Source organism: Ruegeria sp. CDSC052, from assembly GCF_059610685.1.
The window spans coordinates 874,617-898,294 of the sequence record NZ_JBXWOB010000001.1 but is presented as its reverse complement, the minus strand read 5'-3'; the positions used below and the strand labels follow the sequence as shown (position 1 = coordinate 898,294).

20 protein-coding genes are annotated in these 23,678 nt (G+C 56.3%); 13 read left to right on the top strand and 7 right to left on the bottom strand.

Going from position 1 to position 23,678, the window contains the following annotated elements; genetic code table 11:
* Positions 1 to 20 precede the first annotated feature (20 nt).
* A complete protein-coding gene (locus tag AC2FIM_RS04510; protein WP_142633046.1) occupies positions 21 to 416 on the bottom strand; it encodes a hypothetical protein in 396 nt (131 codons plus the stop codon).
* Between the two features lie 100 nt (positions 417 to 516).
* Positions 517 to 1,278 carry an FkbM family methyltransferase gene (locus AC2FIM_RS04505; protein WP_496707907.1) on the bottom strand — a complete coding sequence of 254 codons (762 nt, stop codon included), beginning with the start codon at positions 1,276 to 1,278 and terminating at the stop codon, positions 517 to 519.
* Positions 1,279 to 1,380: 102 nt separating this feature from the next.
* Between AC2FIM_RS04505 and AC2FIM_RS04500 the strand changes: the two genes are divergently transcribed.
* The 3 genes from AC2FIM_RS04500 (at position 1,381) to AC2FIM_RS04490 (ending at position 3,527) form a co-directional block, all read left to right on the top strand.
* The gene (locus AC2FIM_RS04500) at positions 1,381 to 1,980 is read left to right on the top strand and encodes a superoxide dismutase (protein ID WP_142633050.1); all 600 of its coding nucleotides are present in this window, start codon (positions 1,381 to 1,383) and stop codon (positions 1,978 to 1,980) included.
* A 4-nt stretch (positions 1,981 to 1,984) separates the two neighbouring features.
* Positions 1,985 to 2,866, top strand: coding sequence for a metallophosphoesterase (locus tag AC2FIM_RS04495; protein WP_246097120.1), 882 nt, complete (start codon positions 1,985 to 1,987; stop codon positions 2,864 to 2,866).
* 208 nt (positions 2,867 to 3,074) lie between these two features.
* Positions 3,075 to 3,527, top strand: a complete 453-nt coding sequence (locus tag AC2FIM_RS04490; protein ID WP_496707908.1) for a host attachment family protein — start codon at positions 3,075 to 3,077, stop codon at positions 3,525 to 3,527.
* A gap of 36 nt (positions 3,528 to 3,563) precedes the next feature.
* Here AC2FIM_RS04490 and AC2FIM_RS04485 read toward each other — a convergent pair whose 3' ends face one another.
* Positions 3,564 to 4,127, bottom strand: coding sequence for an LOG family protein (locus AC2FIM_RS04485; protein ID WP_496707909.1), 564 nt, complete (start codon positions 4,125 to 4,127; stop codon positions 3,564 to 3,566).
* A 126-nt stretch (positions 4,128 to 4,253) separates the two neighbouring features.
* Between AC2FIM_RS04485 and AC2FIM_RS04480 the strand changes: the two genes are divergently transcribed.
* The 3 genes from AC2FIM_RS04480 (at position 4,254) to AC2FIM_RS04470 (ending at position 7,846) form a co-directional block, all read left to right on the top strand.
* A complete protein-coding gene (locus AC2FIM_RS04480; protein WP_271947741.1) occupies positions 4,254 to 5,507 on the top strand; it encodes a LysM peptidoglycan-binding domain-containing protein in 1,254 nt (417 codons plus the stop codon).
* Positions 5,508 to 5,584: 77 nt separating this feature from the next.
* Positions 5,585 to 7,390: an ABCB family ABC transporter ATP-binding protein/permease gene (locus AC2FIM_RS04475; RefSeq protein WP_142633058.1), complete on the top strand. Its 1,806-nt coding sequence runs from the start codon at positions 5,585 to 5,587 to the stop codon at positions 7,388 to 7,390.
* Between the two features lie 51 nt (positions 7,391 to 7,441).
* Positions 7,442 to 7,846, top strand: a complete 405-nt coding sequence (locus AC2FIM_RS04470; protein WP_142633060.1) for a DUF2147 domain-containing protein — start codon at positions 7,442 to 7,444, stop codon at positions 7,844 to 7,846.
* Positions 7,847 to 7,878: 32 nt separating this feature from the next.
* Here AC2FIM_RS04470 and AC2FIM_RS04465 read toward each other — a convergent pair whose 3' ends face one another.
* Both AC2FIM_RS04465 and AC2FIM_RS04460 read right to left on the bottom strand, forming a co-directional pair.
* Positions 7,879 to 11,658 (bottom strand): efflux RND transporter permease subunit, encoded by a 3,780-nt coding sequence (locus AC2FIM_RS04465; RefSeq protein WP_496707910.1) that lies wholly within the window; start codon positions 11,656 to 11,658, stop codon positions 7,879 to 7,881.
* Positions 11,655 to 12,887, bottom strand: a complete 1,233-nt coding sequence (locus AC2FIM_RS04460) for an efflux RND transporter periplasmic adaptor subunit (RefSeq protein ID WP_496677874.1) — start codon at positions 12,885 to 12,887, stop codon at positions 11,655 to 11,657. The genes AC2FIM_RS04465 and AC2FIM_RS04460 overlap by 4 nt, the downstream gene beginning before the upstream one ends.
* Before the next feature lie 225 nt (positions 12,888 to 13,112).
* On the opposite strand from AC2FIM_RS04460, the gene AC2FIM_RS04455 reads away from it, so the two are divergent.
* From AC2FIM_RS04455 to AC2FIM_RS04435, 5 genes are all read left to right on the top strand, one after another.
* Positions 13,113 to 13,784: a hypothetical protein gene (locus AC2FIM_RS04455; RefSeq protein WP_142633066.1), complete on the top strand. Its 672-nt coding sequence runs from the start codon at positions 13,113 to 13,115 to the stop codon at positions 13,782 to 13,784.
* A gap of 38 nt (positions 13,785 to 13,822) precedes the next feature.
* Positions 13,823 to 15,145, top strand: coding sequence for a PQQ-like beta-propeller repeat protein (locus AC2FIM_RS04450; protein WP_271947724.1), 1,323 nt, complete (start codon positions 13,823 to 13,825; stop codon positions 15,143 to 15,145).
* 48 nt (positions 15,146 to 15,193) lie between these two features.
* The gene (der, locus tag AC2FIM_RS04445; RefSeq protein WP_142633070.1) at positions 15,194 to 16,657 is read left to right on the top strand and encodes a ribosome biogenesis GTPase Der; all 1,464 of its coding nucleotides are present in this window, start codon (positions 15,194 to 15,196) and stop codon (positions 16,655 to 16,657) included.
* Positions 16,658 to 16,822: 165 nt separating this feature from the next.
* Positions 16,823 to 17,809, top strand: a complete 987-nt coding sequence (locus AC2FIM_RS04440) for a fatty acid desaturase (RefSeq protein ID WP_496679905.1) — start codon at positions 16,823 to 16,825, stop codon at positions 17,807 to 17,809.
* 39 nt (positions 17,810 to 17,848) lie between these two features.
* Positions 17,849 to 18,388, top strand: coding sequence for a helix-hairpin-helix domain-containing protein (locus tag AC2FIM_RS04435; RefSeq protein WP_496679903.1), 540 nt, complete (start codon positions 17,849 to 17,851; stop codon positions 18,386 to 18,388).
* Between the two features lie 57 nt (positions 18,389 to 18,445).
* On the opposite strand, the gene serS is transcribed toward AC2FIM_RS04435, so the two are convergent.
* The gene (gene serS, locus AC2FIM_RS04430) at positions 18,446 to 19,738 is read right to left on the bottom strand and encodes a serine--tRNA ligase (protein ID WP_496679900.1); all 1,293 of its coding nucleotides are present in this window, start codon (positions 19,736 to 19,738) and stop codon (positions 18,446 to 18,448) included.
* Between the two features lie 72 nt (positions 19,739 to 19,810).
* A complete protein-coding gene (locus AC2FIM_RS04425; protein ID WP_496679898.1) occupies positions 19,811 to 21,469 on the bottom strand; it encodes a mechanosensitive ion channel family protein in 1,659 nt (552 codons plus the stop codon).
* A gap of 226 nt (positions 21,470 to 21,695) precedes the next feature.
* On the opposite strand from AC2FIM_RS04425, the gene yajC reads away from it, so the two are divergent.
* Together yajC and secD are read left to right on the top strand one after the other, a co-directional pair.
* Positions 21,696 to 21,983, top strand: a complete 288-nt coding sequence (gene yajC / locus AC2FIM_RS04420) for a preprotein translocase subunit YajC (protein WP_142633080.1) — start codon at positions 21,696 to 21,698, stop codon at positions 21,981 to 21,983.
* A gap of 33 nt (positions 21,984 to 22,016) precedes the next feature.
* Entirely contained in the window at positions 22,017 to 23,678 is a 1,662-nt protein-coding gene (secD, locus tag AC2FIM_RS04415) for a protein translocase subunit SecD (protein WP_282027340.1), read from the top strand.

Genomic DNA, 23,678 nt, shown 5'->3' with positions numbered 1-23,678 from the left:
TTTTGCGGTTTAACCGAAGCTTAACCATCGATCACTTTGCATTTGCCTTGCCCTGAAGGCTTGTTGACAAAGTTGGCATTCACCCAGTTGCCTCTCAGTTTCACGGTGTTGTCAGAAGGGTCAATGCGGGCCGTGTAATTTACCCGGACTTTTTGGCCGCCAAACTCTGTCAACTCAACGCGCCAATCCAGCTTGTAACGCTTCTTTCTATCAATTTTCAGCTTAGCGGACTGCATTTCGTTGTGCCCGCTGGCTGTTTGCGCACTAACGCCGTCCTTATCAATAACAAAGATATAGCGGGGCGCGACCCACCCGGTTCCGTCGCGGTCGCGAACGGCACAATCGTAAGTAATTGTTTCCGCCGCCGCTGCCTGTGCAAAAACGGTAAAAATGGATGCTAAGAAAAGATATTTCATGGTTCCTCGTTTACTCGGTCTATCCAGAAGGGAAGACACCAAACAACGCGAGAGTTTCAAGCGCATATGCAACTAATGCACGAAAAAAATACTGCACCTTCTATTCATGCAACACAACGGCGCGATACCGCTTCAACTCTTGAGGTTGCAGCAATTCTTCGACCTTTAGCGGGCGCCCGTTTTCGTCTTGAATTTCGGTGTAGAATGAAAGGCTTTCAAGGAGTTGAGATGTCCGTGTAAGCCGGTCTTCCTCGGCCAGAAGGGGCGAGTGGAGCGAAAGATAGAGGGCCGGGCGATGCTTTTTCAGAAAGGGCAGAAGGCTCGGCAGAACCGCAAATTCTGCCCCTTCGATATCCATCTTGACCAAGGAGACACGGGACAGGTCATTTACGGCCTCGAACTGATCCCACTCGATGGTCAATGCATCTGTCCCATGCACCCCGTCATGCAACAGTGAACTGGTGGAATCCCCGGGTTCACCGCGAACGGATGCCATACGGGCCACGCCGAATTGATCCGACAATGCGACGCCAAATGCCGAAACATTGCGAATGTCGTTCAGGTCCAGATTCCACGCCAGATGCCGAAACGCGGTGGGGTCTGGTTCGAAACACCAGACGTGGCGGGCTTTGCGGGCACCGTACAGCACCGTTGGGCCAATCCATGCCCCGATGTCCAGATAGTCGCTGTCCGGCGTTAGATATCTATCCAGCACGGCAAAAGTCTCGGGCTCCCACGCGCCGGCCGAGGCCTTGCGCCAGAACTTCGAGTGGTAGGGATCCAGCCGGAAAGGCTCGCCATTCAGGCTGCCCGCATAGTATCCGCGGGCGCGGTAAAACATCTTGCGCGCCTGAGTTAGCATCGCGGACCTCCGGGTTTTATGATCTCTGCCCTTGACCTGCGGCACTTGCCAAAGCATTTAACCTTTGGAAACCGCAACATTCATTTTCAACAGGGGGCCGAGATGGCTTTTGAACTTCCTGATCTTCCTTATGCACACGACGCGCTGGCAGCCAAGGGCATGTCCGCCGAAACATTGGAATTTCACCACGACCTGCACCACAAGGCCTATGTCGACAACGGCAACAAGCTGATCGCCGGTACCGAGTGGGACGGCAAGTCGCTGGAAGAAATCATCACCGGCACCTACGACGCAAATGCCGTCGCGCAAAACGGCATCTTCAACAACATCAGTCAGCTTTGGAACCACAACCAGTTCTGGGAGATGATGGGCCCCGGCGACAACGCCATGCCTGGCGAGCTGGAAAAGGCGCTGGTCGAATGCTTTGGCTCGGTTGACGAGTTCAAGTCGCAGTTCAGCGCAGCTGGTGCCGGTCAGTTCGGCTCGGGCTGGGCGTGGCTGGTCAAGAATGCGGACGGTTCGTTGGCAGTGACCAAGACCGAAAACGGCGTGAACCCGCTGTGCTTTGGTCAGACTGCTCTGTTGGGTTGCGACGTGTGGGAGCATTCCTATTACATCGACTTCCGCAACAAGCGTCCGGTGTACCTGTCGAACTTCCTCGACAATCTGGTGAACTGGGAAAACGTCGCTTCGCGGATGTGATCCAGTGACCCGTAGAGGGTTCATAAAGGGCCTGCTGGCAGTGATGCTGGCAGGCCTTTTTGCTGCCACGTATGGTTTCTTCATCGAACCCGCGCTGCGCCTGCGTGTTCGTAAGTGGCGGATCCGGCGCGCGGACTGGACCGCACCGCCGCTGCGGATCGCGGTGCTGGCTGATCTGCATGTGGGTGAGCCCTATGTGGGGTTGAAAAGAGTCCAGCAGATCGTTCGGCGCACAAACGCTCTGTCACCTGACCTTATCCTGCTGTTGGGTGACTATGCCGCCGGGCACAGGATAAATTTACAACCGGTTAAAATTGCCGATCTGGCGCCGGTGTTGTCCGGGTTGCAGGCAAAGCATGGTGTCTATGCGGTTCTGGGAAATCACGATTGGTGGGATGACCGATCAGCCCAAAAGCGCAGGGGCGGGCCGAATCTGTACGGCGATGCGCTGAGGCGGAATGGTATCCGGGTGCTTTCAAACGAGGCCTTCAAACTGGATGGTGCCGGGATTTGGCTTGCAGGCCTCGAAGATCAGTTGGCGATTTATACGGGCAATGGTCGATACCAAGGGCTGGATGACCTGCCTGCGACGCTTGGGCAGATCACGGATGATGCCCCGGTGGTGATGATGGCGCATGAACCGGATATCTTCCCCAAAGTTCCTGATCGCGTGGCCCTGACCCTGTCAGGTCATACTCATGGAGGGCAGGTACGGCTGTTTGGCTGGTCGCCGGTGGTGCCCTCGAAATTCGGCAATCGCTATGCCTATGGTCACGTGCGCGAAGGCAATCGTGATCTGGTCGTGTCCGGGGGTATCGGATGTTCGATCCTGCCCGTGCGTTTTGGTGTAACGCCCGAAATTACGGTAATCGAACTGTTCTCCTAACCGGTGAAAACCCGCCTATAGCCGCAGTTTCGCGGTCCGGCCGGATTGTAAGACGGCGCGCAGTGCTTACTTTAAGTGTGGCGGAGGAGAGAGCCGCAAATCACTTGAAAAAATTCCAGGCGGCGCAGCGAAAAACAAAGTTGCGCAAATGGTTAGCCGTGCCTGAAAGATGAGGGATGGTCTCAGAAAACCAAATCAGGAGATCACAATGGTCGCATTAACGCAGGGAACATGGATTGTCATCGCCGACGGGGAAAAGGCGCTGTTCATGGAGAATATCACGGATGCCGAAGACCCCAATCTGGTGGTTGTCGCGGTCGAAGAAAGCGATGGCCCAGGTGCCAGGCCTTCGGATCGGGCAGGGCGGCGCTCTGACAATGGGCCCAATCAGAAATCTGCCGTTGAAGAACCCAAGTGGAAATCGCAGGCCAAGTCTCTGTTCGTGCAGGATGTGGCGAATCTGTTGAATCGCAAAGGTTTGAAGGGCGCATATAAAAGCCTGGTTTTGGTCGCCAGCCCCCATGTTCTGGGCCTTCTGCGTCGCCGCCTGCACAGCGAAGTCTTAAGGAAAGTGGTGGCCGAGGTTGATAAGGCCCTGACCAACCACCCGCTGAACAAAGTGGAACAGGTTCTGATCAGCCGTCTAAAACCAGCCAGTTGAGTATCCGGCGATCTGCGGACGGACCATACTGCCCGACTAGCCCTTATGCAGGACCAGCATCGCCCTCAGTGTCGACATAGCCGTTTCCGGGCTGTCGACCCACGTTATGAAATCGGCCAGAGATGTGTCCGCAAATCCCTGGCCGATGACCTGCTGCACAAGATCATGAAGGGCATCCCAATATCCATCAACATTCATGACCAGAATGGGTTTGTCGTGCAGACCCAACTGTCGCCATGTCAGGGCTTCGAACAATTCGTCCAGTGAACCCGGACCACCCGGTAGGACGACCACAGCATCGGCGTTCATGATCATGACCTTTTTCCGCTCGTGCATCGTTTCGGTAATCACGAAACGGGTCAGGTCGGTCTTGCCGACCTCGCGCTTTAACAGGTGAACGGGAATTACGCCGAATGTGTCGCCTCCGGCGGATTGCGCTGCGCGCGCAACTTCGCCCATCAGGCCCACATCGCCAGCACCATAGACCAGCCGCCAGTCCTCCTGCGCCAGAAGCTGGCCAAAGGACCGGGCGGCGTCGGAATAGCTGGTTTGGGCGCCATTGCGTGACCCGCAATACACACAGACGGATTTCTGAGACATCGGGAGGGTTCTCCGGGGTTGTATCTGGGGTTTTGACCCGTGATAGCGGTATTGATAGATTGGCTCAACCGTCAGGCAGATTGCGTTGCAGATAAGGCATTTGCGCTGCGGAGTGAAAGGAAGAGTATGGATTCCAATTCGGGTAGCGAAGGCTCCGGATCTTTCACCTGGGGGGTGATCGCCGGTTTGCTGGTTCTGTTAGGCGCAGGCGGCGCGTATTTTTCCGGCGCGTTTGATCGCACACCTCTGGACCCAGCGCCGCAAACAGATGTGGCGGAGGATGCGTCAGAGAACACCTCTGTAGCTTCCGACACAGGGGATGCCCCGCAGACCGACGATACGGATACGGATACGATAGAAGCCGAGGCGTCGACAGAAGGGGCGGACGAAACTGCTGAACCGGTAGCGGATGTTGCCGAAGTTGCACCTCCGGTCCTGGATCAGATCTTTGTTGAGCCTGACGGGAATGCTGTTCTGTCCGGAAATGCAGAACCCGGCGCCAAGGTGCGGGTATTGCTGGGCGGTGAGGCAGTTCACAGCTTTACCGTTGATGACAGCGGCCAGTTTGCAGAATTCGTGTCCATTCCGTTTTCCACCGCCGCACGCGGTCTGACGCTGGAAACCGATGGGGTCGATCAACCTGTACGCTCTGATGACTATCTGATTGCGGCATTGCCCGAACCTGAACCAGAGGTCGCATCGGTCGATACTGCAGAAACCACCGCAGCCGACGAATCCGCAGGCGGCGACGAAACCGAGGCGGGGCAGGTCGCTCAAACCGACGACACATCTTCCGAAGAAACGACAGATTCCACGCAAGGACAACAGGTTGCGATCCTGCGATCGGGGGAAGACGGGGTCGAGCTTGTCCAACCTGCGACGCCTCAGAGCACCGAACCTGATCAGGTTGCGTTGGATACGATCGGGTATTCAGACACGGGTGAGGTCGAGCTGACCGGCCGCGTGGCTGATGGTTCCGCGGTACGCGTGTACCTGGACAACCAACTGGTCGCCGATATGCAGCCCACGGATGATGGAAAATGGCGCAGCGAGATCGAAGGCATTGATCCCGGTGTGTATACGCTGCGTGTGGATGAGGTTGCCTCGGACGGCACGGTTAAAAGCCGTCTGGAAACCCCGTTCAAGCGTGAGCCTCTAGAAGTTCTGAGCGTGGCCGAAGTGGACGATGGGCCTGCACCCTCTCAGGAAACACCGGCCATCCGTTCGGTTACAGTACAAAAGGGTGATACGCTTTGGGCTATCTCTCGGGAACGATTTGGCGATGGTGTCTTGTATGTCAAACTGTTCGAGGCCAACCGAGGCGCGATCCGCGACCCGGATCTGATCTATCCGGGGCAGGTATTCACCATTCCGGAATAATCCTGTACCTCTGACCTTCCGGGGTCAGGGGCACTCTCTGACCGCAGTTCCGGTACGTGAAGAGACGAGTAGCCCCGATGAATTCCGACAATATCCCAAAATTGGACGCGCGCAGCTCTGGCTGGCGTACAATCCGGAAAGTTGCGCCTTATCTCTGGCCCGAGGATGAGCCCTGGGTTAAGCGCCGCGTTCTGATTGCTATGGGCATGTTGGTTCTGGCCAAGTTGATCGCGGTCTACACCCCGATTTTGTACAAAGGCGCGGTTGATAGCCTGGCGGGCGAGGGCGTTCCCCCCGTAGCGCTGGGTGCTGTTGGGTTGACGGTGGCATATGGTGTCGCGCGCATGATGACTGTTGGTTTGCAGCAGTTGCGGGATGCGGCCTTTGCTCCTGTCGGGCAGCGGGCATTGCGCGCACTGGCATTGGAAACTTTCCAGCATATCCACCAGTTGTCGATGCGCTATCACGTGACGCGGCGCACGGGCGGTCTGAGCCGTATTATCGAGCGCGGCGTAAAAGGGGTCGAGTTCCTCTTGCGTTTCCTGCTGTTTTCCATCGGGCCTTTGATCCTTGAACTGCTGCTTGTTGCGATCATTCTGATGTGGCTGTTTGATGTCTGGTATCTGGTGGTCGTCGCGGCAACGATCGCGCTGTATATCTGGTTCACATTTGCGGTGACCGAGTGGCGCGTGAAACTGCGCCGCGAGATGAATGATCAGGATACCGAGGCGAACCAGCGCGCCATCGACAGCCTGCTGAATTTTGAAACCGTCAAGTATTTCAATGCCGAAACGCGTGAAGCTGAACGGTATGATGTGTCAATGAAAGCCTATGCGGGGGCGGCTCTCAAGACGGCGTATTCTCTGGCGTTTCTAAATTTCGGGCAGTCCTTTCTGATCACCTGCGGATTGATCGGTGTAATGGTCTTGGCAGCCATTGGGGTGCAGGCCGGGACGCTGACCGTGGGCGATTTCGTTATGGTCAACGCCTATATGATCCAGATTACCGTACCGCTGAATTTTTTGGGTACGGTGTATCGGGAAATCCGCCAATCTCTGGTCGATATGGGCCAGATGTTTGACCTGTTGGAACAACCCGCCGAAGTGGTCGACAAGACCGATGCACCGGATCTAGATGTAACAGGGGGTGAGGTTACCTTGCATGATGTACAATTCGGATATGATGCTGAGCGGGAAATTCTCAAAGGTGTTTCCCTAACCATTCCTGCGGGCCAAACCGTAGCGATTGTGGGTGCGACGGGGTCGGGTAAATCCACCATCGGTCGGTTGCTGTTCCGGTTCTACGATGTCACCGGGGGTGCGCTGAAAATTGATGGGCAGGATGTGCGCGACGTCACGCAGACCAGCCTGCACGCGGCAATCGGAGTGGTGCCGCAGGATACCGTGCTGTTTAACGATACCATTCGCTATAACATTGCCTATGGACGCGACGGGGCCACGCAGGAAGATGTCGAAGCCGCCGCCCGGGCTGCCCAGATCCACGATTTCATAGTCACGTTGCCCGAAGGCTATGACACCACAGTCGGTGAGCGCGGGCTAAAGCTGTCGGGTGGGGAAAAGCAGCGGGTCGGTATTGCCAGAACGCTGCTGAAAAACCCGCCGATCCTTTTGCTGGACGAGGCAACATCGGCGCTGGACACAGATACCGAACAAGACATCAAGGATGCTTTGGCCCATGCGGGCGAGGGGCGTACGGTTCTGACGATTGCCCATCGCCTGAGCACAATCGCCGAGGCAGACAGTATTGTAGTGCTAGAGCGTGGCAAAATCCTGGAGCAGGGCACGCATGATGAATTGCTGAAACGTGAGGGGCGTTATGCCCAGCTTTGGAATCGCCAGCAATCGGATATGCAGGCGGCCTGATAGGCGGCCCAAACTATGTTACACTACAGATCACGCATCTGAGGTATTGTTATGCATAAATATTTCCGCAAGTTCATTGTGCCAGCCATAGCGGCAATTGCCACACTTACACCGGTCTATGCGCTTGGAGACCCCATCATCGGAATTTGGAAGACCGAGCCGGACCGAAAGAACCTCGTCTCTGACATCAAAATTACAGCCTGCGGTGACAAGTTCTGTGGTCAGATTTTATCTGCATATGACGCCAGCGGAAAAGCAGTACAGACGCCGAATATCGGAAAGAAACTGTTCTGGGATGTCGGCAGCCAAGGCGGTGGCAAATATGGCGGGGGTGAATTCTGGGTACCGTTAGTGGATGTTGATGCAGTTCCGCAAATGACGCTGAAGGGTGACACTCTGATGGTCAAAGGGTGTGAACATCACATTTGTGCGCATCAAACCTGGACGCGCGAGTAAAACAGGGCTGGATTGCCCAACCCTGTTGCTCTTTATTCGGCTGCTTTCAGCGGTGAACCGGTCGGTTCTTTCCCAGAACTGTCAGCGCTCGGATCGTCGGTACGCAGCTCATCATCCCAGACCATTTCGGTTGCCTGAGCATTCATCGCGGCTTTACCGATGGCCATATCCAGCGCCACCTGGCTGGATTTTCCCGCTGTAGCACGAGCCAAAATCTTACCCAACCAGATGGCATAGGTTGTCACCCAGACCCGCATAGCCAAAAGCGAAGGCGTCACGATCAGCGTCAGTACCGTCGCGATACCAAGGCCAAAGACAACTGCGGTTGCCAGCTGTTTCCACCACAGCGCTGTGGGGCTGTTGATCGAATACCCGCCGTTGATAAAGTCCAGCGACAGCCCGAACATCATCGGGGTAAGGCCAGCCATCGTGGTGAGTGTGGTCAACAGAACCGGACGAATGCGTGCCTCGGCGGTGCGTATGATCGCCTCGATCCTTGGCATGTACTGGCTATATTCCTGATAGGTGTCGATCAGAACAATGTTGTTGTTCACCACGATCCCTGCCAGAGCCACAATACCCGTTCCTGTCATGATGATCGAGAAGGGCTGTTGCATCACCATCATACCGATCAGAACACCTGTTGTGGACAGTACCACGGCCAGCAGAACTAGGATCGAATTGTAGAACGAGTTGAACTGCGCGAGCAGAATAACGAACATCAGCCCCAACGCGCCCATAAAGGCATTCACAAGAAACGCCCCGGATTCGGCCTGATCCTCCTGATCACCTGTCCATGTCCAGCTGACGGAACTGCCAAAAGGATCGGTTTCCAGCCATTCAGTCAACACAACAATCCGTTCGTTCGGGTTAATCAGACTGGTGCGCGCGTCACCGGATTCGATCAGCGTGCGCAAATCATCGGTGCTTTCTGCCTCGGTCAGCATGATCAATTCGAACTGAGTCCCATCGGGAAATGCCAATGCGGTAGCTGTTGGGATTTCATCCTCTGCGAGTTCACGCACCACTGCCAATCTTTGATCGGCGCCATCCGGTCCTGTGACCACAACATTGCTCAGGCCGGGCTCAACATCCGCCTTCACGTCAAAATAACGTTCCTGATCGACACGGTTGATTTCGGCCAGTTTGGCGACTGGTTTGCGCGAGACAAAGTTGGACAGTGGCACCAAACCATCGACCGTGCGGACCTTGAGCGTGTCAAGCGTTGACAAGACACGATCCTGATCAGGCAGGCGAACACGGATTTCGATTTCATCATCCACGTTGTCCGGGCGCATTTCGCCCAGCAAAAGGCCACGCGTAACAAGCTGTACCATCGCACCGACAGTGGCTACGTCTGCGCCAAATCGGCCTGCCTTGGCGACATCAACGTCAATCTGCCAGTCGATGCCGGGCAGGGGCAGAGTATCTTCGATCTTGATAAGGCCCGGGGTGGCGTCGAATGTCTCACGCGCGGCCAAGGTGGCTGATGTCAGCTCTTGCCAGCCATCGGCCTTGATCCGCAGATGGACAGGTTTGGAAGAGCCTGGCCCTTGCTCAAGCGGCAAGGTCTCAACGATGATCCCCGGTAGCTGCGCAAGCTCCCTGTTCAACTCTTCCAGAACATAGTCGCCGTCATAGTCTGGCGCTACTGTGTGCCGGTCCAACAATCCTCCGAAAATCGGTTCCGAGACGTTCGGTCTGTCTTCCCAAGGGATGATTTCGAACTGAACCTGACCAACGGTATCCGCCGGGGATTGGCCACCAGGTCCACCGGTGTCCAAACCACCTTCACCAGCGAATGCAAAGACGTTGATAACAGCCGGGTGCGCACTGATAATCTCTTCTGCGGCGAGTACCATCTGGTCCTTTTCGGCCAAAGAGATATTGCCGCGCGCACGGACATAGGCCGTGGCCTGCTCTGGTTCGCTTTCAACGAAGAATTCAACTCCGCGGTTGTTTTCCCCAAATGCCGTCATGACCAGATACACGGCGAAGCCAATCACAAGGATTGACACAAGCGGCATGACCGGGTTGCCCACAAGGAACTTCACCACATGCCCAAAGCGTGTGTGTTCGCGGCTGGTCTGTACATGCTCAACCGGGGCGCGTTCGATTTTTGCCGCGCTCAGGGTGACCGACCCGGCAAACGCACCTAGCATGAACAGGATCATTCCAAGAACTGAACTACCTGAATCGACCAGGTAATTCGGGTTCAGTGTCTGCATCGCCCCCAGGAAGATCAGGTATAACGACGGGGGAACCATCGCTGCCCGAACCCACCAGGCTGTTCGCGCCCTCAGCCAGTTCGACGACCGGTCAAACACGCGGCTGAGGCGGCCGGAAACGCCGCCCATCACGGGCAGGTAGATCAGTGCAACGATCAACGACGCCGACAAAACGAATATCAGCGTAACTGGCAGCATCCCCATGAATTCGCCCGGAACGCCGGGCCAAAAGAGCATAGGCAAGAAGGCGCATAATGTCGTAGCTGTCGAGGATACGATCGGCCAGAACATCCGTTGTGCGGCTTCGACATAGGCATGCATGGGACCCACGCCCTCGTTGATCCGCTTGTCGGCATATTCAACCACCACGATGGCCCCGTCGACCAGCATTCCGACCGCAAGAATCAAACCGAACATGACGATGTTCGAAATGCTGACCCCCATCACCGCAAGGAATGCAAAGCACAGCAGGAATGAGGTTGGAATCGCAAAACCCACCAGCAGGGCGGCACGGGTCCCAAGCGAGGCCAGAATGACAATCATAACCAGCGCAATAGCGGTAAGAACCGAACCCTCAAGCTGGCTGACCATCGACCCTACGATCCGGCTCTGGTCGTTCGAGGTGCCCAGTTTGATCGCCGCCTGCATCTCGGCTGGCCATTTGGATTGGGCCGCTGCGATAGAGGCTTTGACCTCGTCGACCGTGTCGATCAGGTTATAGCCTTTGCGTTTGACGACCTGCAGTGCCACGGTGGCCTCGCCGTTGAAGCGGGCGGTGCCTTCGCGATCTTCGAAAGTATAGTTGATTTGCGCCAGCTCGCCCATGGTCACGACGCGGTCGCCATTGACCTTGACGGGTAGGTCATACACGTCCTGGGCGGTCTTGAAAGACGAAGGGATCTTGACCGAGAAGGTGCCTTGATCGGTTTCCACCTCACCAGCGGCGATCAGCTGGTTGTTGTTCTGAACAACATTGATCAGCTCGGCGGCGGTAACGTTATACGCTTCCAGCCGCAGCGGGTCGATGATCACCTCTAGCAATTCGTCTCGATTGCCGGCTATCCCTGCCTCAAGCACGGAATCCAATGCTTCCAGATCATCCTGCAAGTCTTTGGCGACACGGGCCATTGTTCTTTCAGGAACAGCCCCGGTCAGATTGACAATCACAATCGGGAATTCAGAAAAGTTGATCTCGGTCAGGGTATATTGCTCAGCCCCTTCAGGAAAATCGGCCTGGGCACTGTTCATGGCGTCGCGGACATCGGCCATGATCGCCGTCTTGTCCCATCCAAAATCGAACTCCAGCGCGACACCGGCATAGCCTTCGGCAGCCGTCGACGTCATTTCTTTGAGACCGTCCAGATCAGCCAGCTCGGTTTCCATCGGCTTGACTAGCAGGTTTTCCGAGTCTTCAGCGGAAATGCCGGGGAACTGAACCGAGACGAAAAGCGCAGGGATTTCGATATCCGGCTCACCTTCTTTCGGCAGGCCAACATAGGCGTATCCACCTACGATCAAGGAAATCGCGATAAATGCCAGAACCATTCGGGCTCGGCCAGCGGCCCAGCTTACTATTCCGGTCATTGCACTGCATCCCGATAAGTTGGCTCAACCATCACGCCGCGAGTCACGAATTCTTGCCCGACAATGATGATGTCCGCCGTTTCCGGCAACCCGTCGACCCAGACACCTTCGGAGGTGTCGCGCAACAAAGTGACCGGCAGGAAATCCACAATGTTCCCATTTCCAACGGTCCGTACACCAACTTTTCCATCGTTATTCAGCGTCAGTGCGGACTGAGGCAGCAGATGTGCCTTGGTCCCTTCAGCCGAGATTCGGATGTCTGCAGTCTGACCGTCCCGAATTGTCAGGTCGGAGTTAGGAACGGTAATCTCGACCTCAAAGGTTCGGGTGGTCTCATCGGCCGACCGGCTAAGGAAGGTGACCCGCCCAGAGACCTGAAGCCCCGAGATCAGCTGGGCCGAAGCCTCGGACCCTACGATGATCCGGTTTACATCTGCCTCGGGAACAAACCCGACCAACTTGATTGGGTCCAACTGGATCACAGTCGCACACAGCGACCCTGGTTGCATCAGGCTTCCAAGCTCAGCTGTGTCACTTTCTAAGAGACCCTTGAATGGAGCTTCGATCGTCTGGCGTTCGATTTCACGTTCGGCTGCCTCGACTTCGGCTGATGCCGCTTCGATACCGGCGCGTGTTGCTTCCAGCCCGGCTTCGGCGCTTTTGATACCAGCCTGGGCTGTACTCATTTCTGCCTCGCTGGAAATCCTGCGGGTTTCCGACCCAAAACCGGTCTCTGATAGCTTTCGTGCGGCTTTCAAGTTGATTTCGGCTTCGGCTACGCGCGCATGTGCCTCCAGCAGACGCGCTTCGGCTTCGGGCACCCGGCTTTTGGCTTCAAGCTTGGCGGCTGCTGCTTCGGCCAGGCTTGCCGGACGGGTGCCTGGATCCAGCTCACATAACAAATCACCGGCTTCGACAAAACTGCCCTTGCGCTTGGGTTCTGATACGACAGTTGACGTCGTTTCGGCCAGAACTTCGACCTCGCGGTTTGCTCTGGTTTGTCCACGCAGAGTCACTGCACTGTCTACTTCGCGGGCGACAGAGCGCTGTGCAACTACACGGATTACGTGCCGATCCTCTGCGGGAATTTCAGAAGATTCTGCCTCGGACGTAGTGCCCGGGTTTGAATCATCGCGGCCGGCGAATGCTAATAATGCATCCCTTTCGAATACCAAATAGAACAAGGCAACAATCACCAAAAAGGCGTTTACGAATGAAATCAAACGCATACAGGGTCTCTCCCAGAATTCTTTGCCGACTGTCCCTCGGCGCGCATGCTTAGAAATGGGGGCGGGGCCTCATCTTTTCTACACTAAACTGAATAGTTCGGTTCACTTTTTTCTGCAAGGGTATCCGCAGGTGGGGGAATTGTATGAAATCGGACCCTTGGCTTGGCAATGGCAGCGGGGTATGACATTGCCCAATATCACAGAATACAAGCCCGGGGAGCAGGGATGAGCGACGTCGACAGTTTCATTGATGAGGTGACCGAAGAGGTGCGCCGCGACCGCCTGTTCTTGCTTTTGCGCCGTTGGGGTTGGGTTGGCGTAGTGGCGGTTGTTCTGATCGTTGGTGGTGCCGCGTTCAACGAACTGCGCAAGGCGCGCGCAACCAGTCAGGCACAGGATCTGGGAGATGCGATTCTGGCCGCTATGGCACAGAATGAGTCCGCCGATCGTGCCGATGATCTTGCCTTGGTACCTGCACCAACACCCGGTGGAGATGCGATTGTCAAGATGCTGCTTTCTGCCTCGCAGACCGAAATCGAGTCCGGGCAGGGCGCTGTTGAGAGTCTGAACGCCATTGCGGTTCAGGGTGATCTGCCTGAAATTTACCGGGCCATCGCGACCTTCAAGGCTTTGCTGCTGCAAAGCGAGACAATGCCGGTAGCAGACCGGCGTCAGCAATTCGAAGCGCTGGCCGTGCCTGGAGCCCCATTGCGGTTGCTGGCAGAGGAGCAACTGGCACTGATCGAAGTGTCCGAAGGTCAAGTCGATGCCGCCATTTCCCGTTTGCAGGCAATGCGGCAGGACGCTGAAATCGGCGTAGATCTGCAGCAACGTGCAACACAGTTGATTGTTGCGCTGGGTGGTGAACCGGAACCGCTGGTCGCACGGCAAAGCTGAACCGGTAGAAAATAAATGACAGGCAAGTTCGGAGTATCATGGTGATTAGTCTCTTCCCCCGTATTGGGTTGCCGGTCGCGGTTGTTTCCCTGACATTGCTGGCGGCTTGTCAGGAGCCCGAGGTCATCCTGCCCGGAGCTCGTGAGGACATCCGACCCACATCCGACAATGAAACGGTTGAGACCCAGGGGGCCAAGCCAATCAGCCTTCCCGCCCAGACGGCCAATGCCAACTGGTCGCAAAGCCCGGGAACCGCTGCGTATCGGACGACAAATGCCTCTTTGCGTAATACTCCACAGAAACTGTGGTCAACGTCGATCGGTGATGGAGATTCGCGCAAGCAGCGCATCACGGCCGAGCCGGTCGTTGCAGGTGGTTTGGTCTACACGCTGGATTCCGGAGCGACCGTTTCAGCGGTCTCACCGCAGGGGCAGGTTGCCTGGAGTACAGATCTAATCCCTGGCACCGACGGGGATTCGGATGCAACTGGCGGTGGATTGGCCTATGCCAATGGCGTTCTTTATGTGTCTTCTGGTTTTGGTCGCCTGACCGCTCTGGATGGCAAATCCGGTGCCATTCGTTGGCAAAAGCGCCTGAATGCTACGGGCAGCGGCTCACCTCTGATCAATGATGGCCTGCTGTATCTTGTCGCCGGAGATGAAATCGGATGGACGATTGATACAAAAGATGGGCGCATCCTCTGGCAGGTTCAGGGCACCCCAAGCGTTGGCAATGTGTTGGGCGCGCCTGCGCCGGTGATTGCCTCGGATTTCTCGGTGTTTGCATTTGGCTCGGGCGATATAGCTGCAACCTTCCGCAGAGGTGGTATTCGCCGCTGGAACGCGTCGGTTGCTGGTGGGCGTCGCGGGCGCGCCGCAGCGCAGATCGTTGACGTAACAGGCGGTCCGATGGTGGTCGGCGATACCATCTATATCGGCAACCATTCAGGCCGCACCGTGGCATTCGATTCCACTTCGGGTGAGCGGAGATGGACCGCGGATGAAGGCGCCGTTGATACGGTTTGGCCGGCTGGAAACAGCATCTTCCTGATTAGTGATCGCAGTCAGTTGGTGCGTCTGGATGCCTCGGATGGCTCGATTGTGTGGGCGCAGGACTTGCCTGGATTCGTCAAGGACAAGCCCGGTCGGCGTGGCGCAATCTATGCGCATTACGGGCCGATCATGGCTGGTGGGCGTATCGTTGTTGCATCGAACGATGGTTATCTAAGGTTCTATAACCCGCTCGACGGCACGCTGGTTCACCGCGTCGAGGTTCCCGGCGGTGCCACTACGGCGCCAGTTGTTGCCGGGCAAACCTTGTACGTCGTTTCGACCAAAGGTGAACTGCACGCTTTCCGTTGACGACAAGATGCGCTAAAGGGCGCGTCTGAGTCTTGAAAGTTGAGTAACATGTCCCTGACCCTCGCTATCGTGGGGCGCCCCAATGTGGGCAAATCCACTTTGTTCAACCGCCTCGTCGGCAAACGACTGGCATTGGTCGACGACCAGCCAGGTGTTACGCGCGATTTGCGCGAAGGCGAAGCGCGTCTGGGCGATCTGCGCTTTACCGTTATTGATACGGCGGGTCTTGAGGATGCGACAGACGACAGCCTTGAAGGCCGGATGCGACGCCTGACCGAGCGCGCCGTGGACATGGCTGATGTGTGCCTGTTCATGATCGACGCGCGTGTGGGGTTGACGCCCACAGATGAGATGTTTGCCGAGATTCTGCGCAAACGATCGAAACACGTGATCCTTGCGGCCAACAAAGCCGAAGGTTCGGCGGCTGATGCCGGTGTGCTCGAAGCTTATAATCTGGGTCTGGGCGAGCCGGTCCGCCTGTCGGGTGAACATGGCGAAGGGATGACCGATCTTTACGCACATCTGATGCCTCTGGCGGATGCTGCTGCGGAAAAAGCGATCGAAGAAGCGCCCGTGACTGATATCGAGCTTGATGAAGACGGCGAAGCCGTAACCCCGTTGATTACCGACGCCAAGCCGTTGCAAGTTGCCGTTGTTGGTCGCCCGAATGCCGGAAAATCCACCCTGATCAACAAGATCGTTGGCGAAGATCGCTTGTTGACCGGACCCGAGGCCGGGATCACACGCGATGCAATCAGCCTGCGGATCGACTGGGCCGACCCCGAGGGTGAAAGCACGCCGATGCGGATCTTCGATACGGCGGGGATGCGCAAAAAAGCCAAGGTACAGGAAAAACTTGAGAAGCTTTCTGTATCGGATGGTTTGCGTGCAGTAAAATTTGCCGAGGTTGTGGTGGTGTTGCTGGATGCGGCGATTCCGTTTGAACAGCAGGATCTGCGCATCGCGGATCTGGCCGAACGCGAGGGCCGAGCCGTCGTTGTCGCCATTAACAAATGGGATATCGAAGAGGACAAGCAGGAAAAACTGCGCGATCTGAAAGAATCGTTCGAACGTCTTCTGCCGCAGTTGCGCGGCGCGCCACTGGTCACGGTTTCCGCCAAAACAGGGCGGGGGCTTGAGCGCCTGCGTGCTGCTATCCTACGCGCCCATGATATCTGGAACCGGCGTGTGCCGACTGCTGCTTTGAACCGTTGGTTGATCGCAATGCTGGAACAGCACCCGCCGCCAGCGCCGCAGGGTCGCCGGATCAAGCTGCGGTATATGACACAGGCCAAAACCCGCCCCCCTGGATTCGTGGTTATGTGTTCGCACCCCGACAAGATGCCTGAAAGCTATAACCGTTATCTGGTCAACGGCCTGCGTGAGAGTTTCGATATGCCCGGGACCCCCATCCGACTGACCTTGCGCGGACAGGGAGACAAGAACCCTTATAAGGGACGGCGTAAGAAAAACGCAGGTGCCTTGGCCAAACATTTGAAGGGACGCGCGTAACTGCGCCAATCTGTTGCATTTTTCATCTCGGGGCGTGACAGCCCTTTGATGGCGCGCTAGCATTCGCTGGCGCGCTTTTGTTTCCAAGCGTGTCGCTTGTTTGCGGGAAGACCGCACTCATTTTTAGAATCACATTGCAACGGGCCATTGTGGGGAGCCGACGGAATGGATTTGAGAGAATACACACGTCAATACGCGGTTCAGGATAATGGATTGGCCGCGATCAGCTACTTTGGGACTTTCGCGGTCTATTTCTCATCGTTGGCATTAGCCATCATCTATGTGGACCGCTGGTATGTCATGATGCCTGCCGGAGTGGTTTTCGCGTTTTCCGCTGTTCGCCTTTACGTGCTGCAGCACGATTGCGGGCATCATTCGCTATTTGAAACGCGTGCACAGAATGAATGGGCAGGTCATGGGCTTTCCCCGTTCACTTTCGCTCCCTTCGAAGTGATGAAGCAAAATCACAACCTGCATCACTCCGGCATCGGCAATCTGGAACATCGTGAGACCGGCGAAATTCATACCATGACCGTGAGGGAATGGAATGCGGCGAACTGGTGGTCGCGGCTGTATTATCGCCTATACCGCAACCCGTTTGTGCTGGTACCGGTCGGAGCACTGTTTACTTATTTCATTCGCTACCGCTGGCCCAAGAATACGGTGCGGTTCGGCGTCAAAGGCGTGCTGCTGCACAACCTGTCGATCCTGATTTTCCTGGGCCTGCTGTATCTGATCGCCGGTGCGACCGGTATATTGGTTTGGGTGGCCTTTTCCTTCCTTGGCGGGATGCTGGGAGTTTTCCTAGTCTATCTTCAGCATAATTTCGAAGACACATACTGGGACCGTCGCCCAGATCTGGATCCGAAATTGGCTGCGCTGCAGGGGTCGTCGGCGCTGGATTTCGGCTGGTGGTTTGACAATGCGGTGGCCTGCATCACATTGCACGACATACACCACTTCAACGCGCGCATCCCGTCTTACCGGCTGCGGGAATGCCACTATAACCTGCCGTCCGAGTATACGCCGCGCCGGATCAAATTCCCCGAGGCGGTAGCGGCTTTGAATCTGAAACTTTGGGATGAGGACACCAAACGGCTTGTGCCTTTCCCTCCTAAGGATCAATCCCGGGGGCTGGCCCGTAGCAGCTAGCCGGTATTCCGGCCCGATGTGAGAAGGAAAGGAACTCTGATGACCGCAGTGACCGATGTAAAGGGTGTAGGCGAGGCGCTTGGGCAATCGTTGATTGCCAATGGCTTCAAGACCGCAGAAGACCTTGCGAGCGCGAAACCCGCAGAGCTCGTCAAAGTTCCTCGCATTGGTGTGGCACGGGCACCGGTTCTTATAGCGGCGGCGAAAGCAGCTGTTTCAGCCAAAACCACGACTGCGCGCGCGGCAACCAAGCGCCCAGCTGCTCGGAAGGGCGTTACTGCTGCCGCCCGGAAGCGGGCTGAGGAATCCGCCCAGAAGGCTGCTGAAGAGAAAGCCGCTGCTGAAGCCAAAGCGCGAAAAAAGGCCAAGGCAAAAGCCAAGGCTGAGAAAGCTGCCAAAAAACTGCTGGAAATGGAGGCCGCATTCTCAAAGGCAAAGGACAAGGTGAAAGCCAAAGCCAAAAAGGATAAAAAGTCCAAAAAGGACGACAAGAAAAAAGATCAAAAGAAACAGGACGCCAAAGAGAAAGTCGGCAAGAAGAAGAGTAAGAAAAAAGATAAGAAAAAGGCGAAGAAGTAGACCTCCTCCGCCTTTTGATTTTCTCAGGACCGGCGCAGTTGGTTAGCGCCGGTTTTCTTATGCCAGCGTGCCGTCCCGCTGTAAGGTCAGTTTGCCGCCAAGATAGGGGGCCAAAACCTTGGGCAAGGTCACGGTACCATCGGCGTTCTGACCATTTTCCAGCACGGCGATCAAGCAACGACCGACAGCCAGGCCGGAGCCGTTCAGTGTATGGACGTATTCCGGTTTGCCACCCGCTTCGGGGCGGAACCGCGCGTTCATGCGGCGGGCCTGAAAATCACCACAAGTCGAGACCGAGCTGATCTCGCGATAGGTATCCTGTCCGGGCAACCATGCCTCGATGTCATAGGTACGGCGCGCGCCAAAGCCCATGTCGCCCGTACACAGGATCACGGTGCGATAGGGTATGCCCAATTTTTCTAGAATACCTTCGGCGCAGCGTAACATGCGCTTTTGTTCCTTATCCGATTTGTCCGGATGGGTGATTGAGACCATCTCGACCTTTTCGAACTGGTGCTGGCGCAGCATCCCACGGGTGTCTCTGCCAGCGCTGCCAGCCTCGGACCGGAAGCACAGGGAATGCGCGGTATAGCGGCGAGGCAGATAGCTTTCGTCGATCAGCGTTTCATTGACGATATTGGTCAGCGACACTTCGGAGGTCGGGATCAGCCACCAGCCTTCACGGGTCTGATAGCTGTCCTCGCCAAACTTCGGCAGTTGCCCGGTGCCCTGCATCATTTCGGACAGAACCAGAACCGGGCCGTTGACCTCGGTTAGTTCGTTTTCGTTGATATGTGTGTCCAGCATGAACTGCGCCAATGCGCGGTGAATGCGGGCTACGCCACCGGACAGCAGCACAAAACGCGAGCCGGACAGTTTCGCGGCAGTCTCAAAATCCATACCGGTCTGGACGGCTTCGATCTCAAAATGCTCTTTGGGCGCAAAATCCAGCGTGGGCGGAGTGCCCCAGCGGTTGACTTCGACATTGTCGTTTTCATCCGCGCCTTCGGGCACATCTTCGGCGGGCAGGTTGGCGATGCGGATCAGTTGATCGGTCAGAAGGGCGTCCAGATCCTTGGCCTCGGTCTGCATCTGGGCGATCTCGGCCTTTTTCTCGGCGACCAGCGCGCGCAGGCGCTCGAACTCGACCTCATCGCCACGACCCTTGGCCGCACCAACCTCTTTGGACGCCTTGTTTTGCTCCGCCTGAGCGGTTTCTGCGGCCAATATCTTGGCGCGGCGGCTTTCGTCCAGGCGCAACAGGTCCGACGACACCGGCGCGTCCCCACGGCGCGCAAGGGCGGCGTCGAAGGCGGCTGGGTTTTCGCGTATGGCGCGGATGTCGTGCATGGTTCAGGTCCTTAAATGCGTGAATCACTGCAGCCGCTTATGCACCATCTGAAAGGCGGGGTGTAGAACCGGTTACGACTTATCCGTAACGTCGTGTGTTTCATGCGCCAAATGGCCATCCCAGTCTTCGAGTGGAATTTTTGGTTTTGGCGGATCGGCCATGTAAGACGGCGTCATGATCTGCACATTGTTTTCATTGAACACGGCCACGATGTTGCGATGCAGGTCCGAGAGGATCTTGGGAATGATACTGCCACGGGTCGAATACCCATTGATCTGGTAGTTGATCGCGTAGTCTGCCAGCGCGGTCCACAACACAAACGGCTCGGGTTTGGCCTTGATGCCCTTGGTGCGATTGGCCGCTTCGATCAGCATGGCCTCGACTTTTTCGGATGGTTCCTCATACCCGATTCCCACGGTCGTATGCAGCAACAGCCCGCTGCCGTCGGTTCTTTTTGAGAAATTCACCACGTCCGAGTTCATCAACTGGGCATTTGGAATAGAGATCAACTCGTTCTTGATGGATTTGAGATGCGTCTCCATCAGCTTGATCTGAACCACGTCGCCGATGTGATCCCCGATCTGAATGCGATCCCCGATCGAGGTTGACCGGCGATAGATCACGAACAGACCGGCCAGCATGTTGGACACAACCGAGTTTGCGCCCAGCGACAGCATGGCACCCACCAGAAGGGTCAGACCTTGAAACGCGGCCGAGTCCGACCCCGGAATGTAGGGCACTGCAAACACCAGAGCGATCAGGATAACAACCACGCGGGCGATATTGAACGTTGGGTTCACCCAGTGCTTTTCGAAATCGCCAAGGTCAAAAGTTCCGGCCTCAACCGCGTCAAAGAACACACGCATACCCTTGATAATATACATTGTAACCCATGTGATCAGGCCCAGCATGATCAGGTTCGGGAAATAGCTGATGATTCCCTTAAAGATCAGAAGAACGGGTTCTGTCAGATAGGTTAGCAGCAGTTGCGCGAAATATCGGGTTTCAGCAAAGGAAAGTAGGACAAAGGACAGGTAGTAGTAAAAGCCCAGAAAGAAGATGATCAGCAGTATGAAGTTCAGGCCGTAACGGACCAGTGCCGCAATCGCTTCGGCCTGTACGCTTTTGGCTGTAGCGGTCTCAACATCTTTCAGGTGGCGCTTAACAAACTTCAAGGTCCGCCGTCGGATACTGCGATGCAGCCACAAGATAACCACGACGAACACAACGAAACCAAGGGTCCAGCCCGCCGCTTCTATGGCGCCGGATACGCGGGCCTGATCGGTTCGGTTGGCTCGGTAGGCGATGATCGCCTCTTCGATGGCCTGGCCATGCAAATAGCTGAGAACATCCAGCTTTATTTGATCCAGCGCGGCGTCAGCCTCTGTGACGATGGTGACCTGTACGCCGTCGGCCCGAATGCTGGTCCCCAGCTCTGTGTCTTCAAAAGTAATCGAGACCTCTGTGCTTGTTGAGGCTTCGGCAACTTCGACGATGACCTCCTGCACCCGCTCGACACGTTCCGACGCCGGTAGCGCGCTGGACCCACGCAAGAAAAACAGCATCTCACCGTCGACAATAACCGGTGCTTTGAAGGTCTCGGACTGTTCATCATCCTCGCGGATGTCTTCCACGATATCCTGAGCTGATGCCGCGATTGGCAGGGCCAGTAGCAAGGCCGTCACGATCAGCCGGACAAACATGCCAAAGGATTGAATAAAATGCGTCATCGGACCTCCCTCATTACAACTATATCCGAGCGGGAGCATCTTCATAGAGGGTAACTGACCCGGCGCCCTTAATCCTTGGAAATGCAGAAAGACCGGCAAAGTTATCCATGTTTTTTAAAGAATAAATTCCAAGCGCCTCCTGTCCTTGCAAACAGGCATTTCAAAGAATAGGTTCTCGCCAAATTTGCGGAGCATTTTCGCAGTACCAAACCAAAAGGAATATCCCATGGAAGGTGGCGCAATCGCCCAGTTTCTCCCGCTGATCCTGATTTTTGCGATCATGTATTTCCTGCTGATCCGTCCACAGCAGAAGAAAATGAAGGAACATCAAGCCATGGTCGAGGCCGTGCGCCGGGGCGATCAGGTCGTTACCCAGGGTGGGCTGATTGGTAAAGTGGCCAAGGTCAAAGAAGGCGACAACGAGATCGAAGTCGAAATCGCCGAGGGAGTCAAAGTCCGCGTGGTTAAATCGACCATTTCGCAGGTTCTGAACAAGACTGAGCCGGCGAAGTAACTTCGCGATATAATCCCTTGAAAAGGCAGGGTAATGCTGCAAATTGATACCTGGAAGCGGGTTCTGATCTGGCTTGTCTGCGTGACTGGCTTGCTGATGGCCCTGCCGAATGCGTTTTATACGCGCGTTGAACAATCCAATGACGCCAAGGCGGCGATCGAGCTTGGCGTCGACACCCCTGAAATGCAGGCAGAGGCGGCGCAATGGCCGAACTGGCTGCCGTCGTCGCTGGTCAATCTAGGGCTGGATTTGCGTGGTGGCGCGCATCTTTTGGCCGAAGTTCGGGTGGGTGACGTCTACGAATCCCGCATGGATGCGATGTGGCCGGAAATCCGGGATGCGCTGCGGGATGAACGTGCCACTGTGGGCACCATCCGTCGCCAGGAAGCGGCGCCTGATGAGATTCGCCTTCGCATCAGTCAGCCCGAGGGCATGTCCCGCGCGCTGGAGGTTGTCCGCGGTCTGGCCCGTCAGGTGCAGACCCTCAGCGGTGTAGGGGCCACGGATATCGAGGCCCGCGCCGAAGGTGATACGATCATTGTACAACTTTCTGAGGCCGAGAAGCTGGCCTCAGACGACCGCACCGTGCGTCAATCGCTGGAAATCATTCGCCGCCGGATTGACGAGGTGGGCACCCGCGAGCCGACCATCCAAAGGCAAGGCACCGACCGTATTCTGATCCAGGTGCCAGGTATCGGCAGCGCAGGAGAGTTGAAAGAGATCATCGGCACGACCGCGCAACTGACCTTTAACCCCGTCGTTGGGCGCGGAACCGACCCCGATGCGATAGCGGGCGTTGGCGAAGAGGTGGTGCCGTCGATTGACGAAAATGGCGTCTATTACACGTTGGATGCCGCGCCGGTTGTAACGGGCGAGGAACTGGTCGATGCGCAGCCCGCGTTTGACCAGAATGGCCGCCCGGCGGTGAGTTTCCGCTTTAACACCTCTGGCGCGCGTAAATTTGGTGATTACACGCTGGAAAACATCGGGGCACCCTTCGCCATCGTTCTGGATGACGAAGTGATCTCAGCCCCGGTGATCCAAAGTCATATCCCCGGCGGGTCTGGTATCATCACCGGTAATTTCACCGTCGAGGAAAGTACAAATCTGGCTGTCCTGTTGCGCGCAGGGGCACTGCCCGCCGGGCTGGAGTTTCTGGAAGAAAGAACCATCGGCCCCGAGCTGGGCCAGGACAGTATCGACGCGGGTAAGGTGGCTACCATCGTGGCCTTTGTCGCGGTGCTGACATTCATGGCGCTCAGCTATGGCCTGTTTGGTTTCTTCGCCAATATTGCGCTGATCATCAACGTTGGCCTGTTGTTTGGTCTGCTTTCCCTGATTGGGGCGACGTTGACCCTGCCTGGGATCGCGGGGATCGTTCTGACGGTAGGTATGGCGGTGGATGCCAACGTACTGATCTTCGAGCGTATCCGAGAGGAACTGAAATCTGCCAAAGGTCCTGCCCGCGCGATTGAGCTGGGTTATGAAAAAGCGCTGTCGGCCATTCTGGACGCCAACGTGACCACCTTCATTACCGCTGTAATCCTGTTTGCCATGGGCAGCGGGCCAGTGCGCGGGTTCGCAATCACTTTGGGTCTGGGTATTCTGACCTCGGTCTTCACCGCGATCTTCGTGACGCGCCTGATGATCGTGATTTGGTTCGAACGCCGCCGTCCGAAAACGATCGAGGTTTGA

Coding starts and splice junctions, on each gene's coding strand:
- serS (WP_496679900.1), bottom strand. CDS start 19,738: ATGCACGACATCCGCGCCATACGCGAAAACCCAGCCGCCTTCGACGCC.
- AC2FIM_RS04500 (WP_142633050.1), top strand. CDS start 1,381: ATGGCTTTTGAACTTCCTGATCTTCCTTATGCACACGACGCGCTGGCA.
- AC2FIM_RS04450 (WP_271947724.1), top strand. CDS start 13,823: ATGGTGATTAGTCTCTTCCCCCGTATTGGGTTGCCGGTCGCGGTTGTT.
- AC2FIM_RS04475 (WP_142633058.1), top strand. CDS start 5,585: ATGAATTCCGACAATATCCCAAAATTGGACGCGCGCAGCTCTGGCTGG.
- AC2FIM_RS04470 (WP_142633060.1), top strand. CDS start 7,442: ATGCATAAATATTTCCGCAAGTTCATTGTGCCAGCCATAGCGGCAATT.
- AC2FIM_RS04425 (WP_496679898.1), bottom strand. CDS start 21,469: ATGACGCATTTTATTCAATCCTTTGGCATGTTTGTCCGGCTGATCGTG.
- AC2FIM_RS04510 (WP_142633046.1), bottom strand. CDS start 416: ATGAAATATCTTTTCTTAGCATCCATTTTTACCGTTTTTGCACAGGCA.
- AC2FIM_RS04505 (WP_496707907.1), bottom strand. CDS start 1,278: ATGCTAACTCAGGCGCGCAAGATGTTTTACCGCGCCCGCGGATACTAT.
- secD (WP_282027340.1), top strand. CDS start 22,017: ATGCTGCAAATTGATACCTGGAAGCGGGTTCTGATCTGGCTTGTCTGC.
- der (WP_142633070.1), top strand. CDS start 15,194: ATGTCCCTGACCCTCGCTATCGTGGGGCGCCCCAATGTGGGCAAATCC.
- AC2FIM_RS04490 (WP_496707908.1), top strand. CDS start 3,075: ATGGTCGCATTAACGCAGGGAACATGGATTGTCATCGCCGACGGGGAA.
- AC2FIM_RS04485 (WP_496707909.1), bottom strand. CDS start 4,127: ATGTCTCAGAAATCCGTCTGTGTGTATTGCGGGTCACGCAATGGCGCC.
- AC2FIM_RS04460 (WP_496677874.1), bottom strand. CDS start 12,887: ATGCGTTTGATTTCATTCGTAAACGCCTTTTTGGTGATTGTTGCCTTG.
- yajC (WP_142633080.1), top strand. CDS start 21,696: ATGGAAGGTGGCGCAATCGCCCAGTTTCTCCCGCTGATCCTGATTTTT.
- AC2FIM_RS04440 (WP_496679905.1), top strand. CDS start 16,823: ATGGATTTGAGAGAATACACACGTCAATACGCGGTTCAGGATAATGGA.
- AC2FIM_RS04480 (WP_271947741.1), top strand. CDS start 4,254: ATGGATTCCAATTCGGGTAGCGAAGGCTCCGGATCTTTCACCTGGGGG.
- AC2FIM_RS04435 (WP_496679903.1), top strand. CDS start 17,849: ATGACCGCAGTGACCGATGTAAAGGGTGTAGGCGAGGCGCTTGGGCAA.
- AC2FIM_RS04465 (WP_496707910.1), bottom strand. CDS start 11,658: ATGACCGGAATAGTAAGCTGGGCCGCTGGCCGAGCCCGAATGGTTCTG.
- AC2FIM_RS04455 (WP_142633066.1), top strand. CDS start 13,113: ATGAGCGACGTCGACAGTTTCATTGATGAGGTGACCGAAGAGGTGCGC.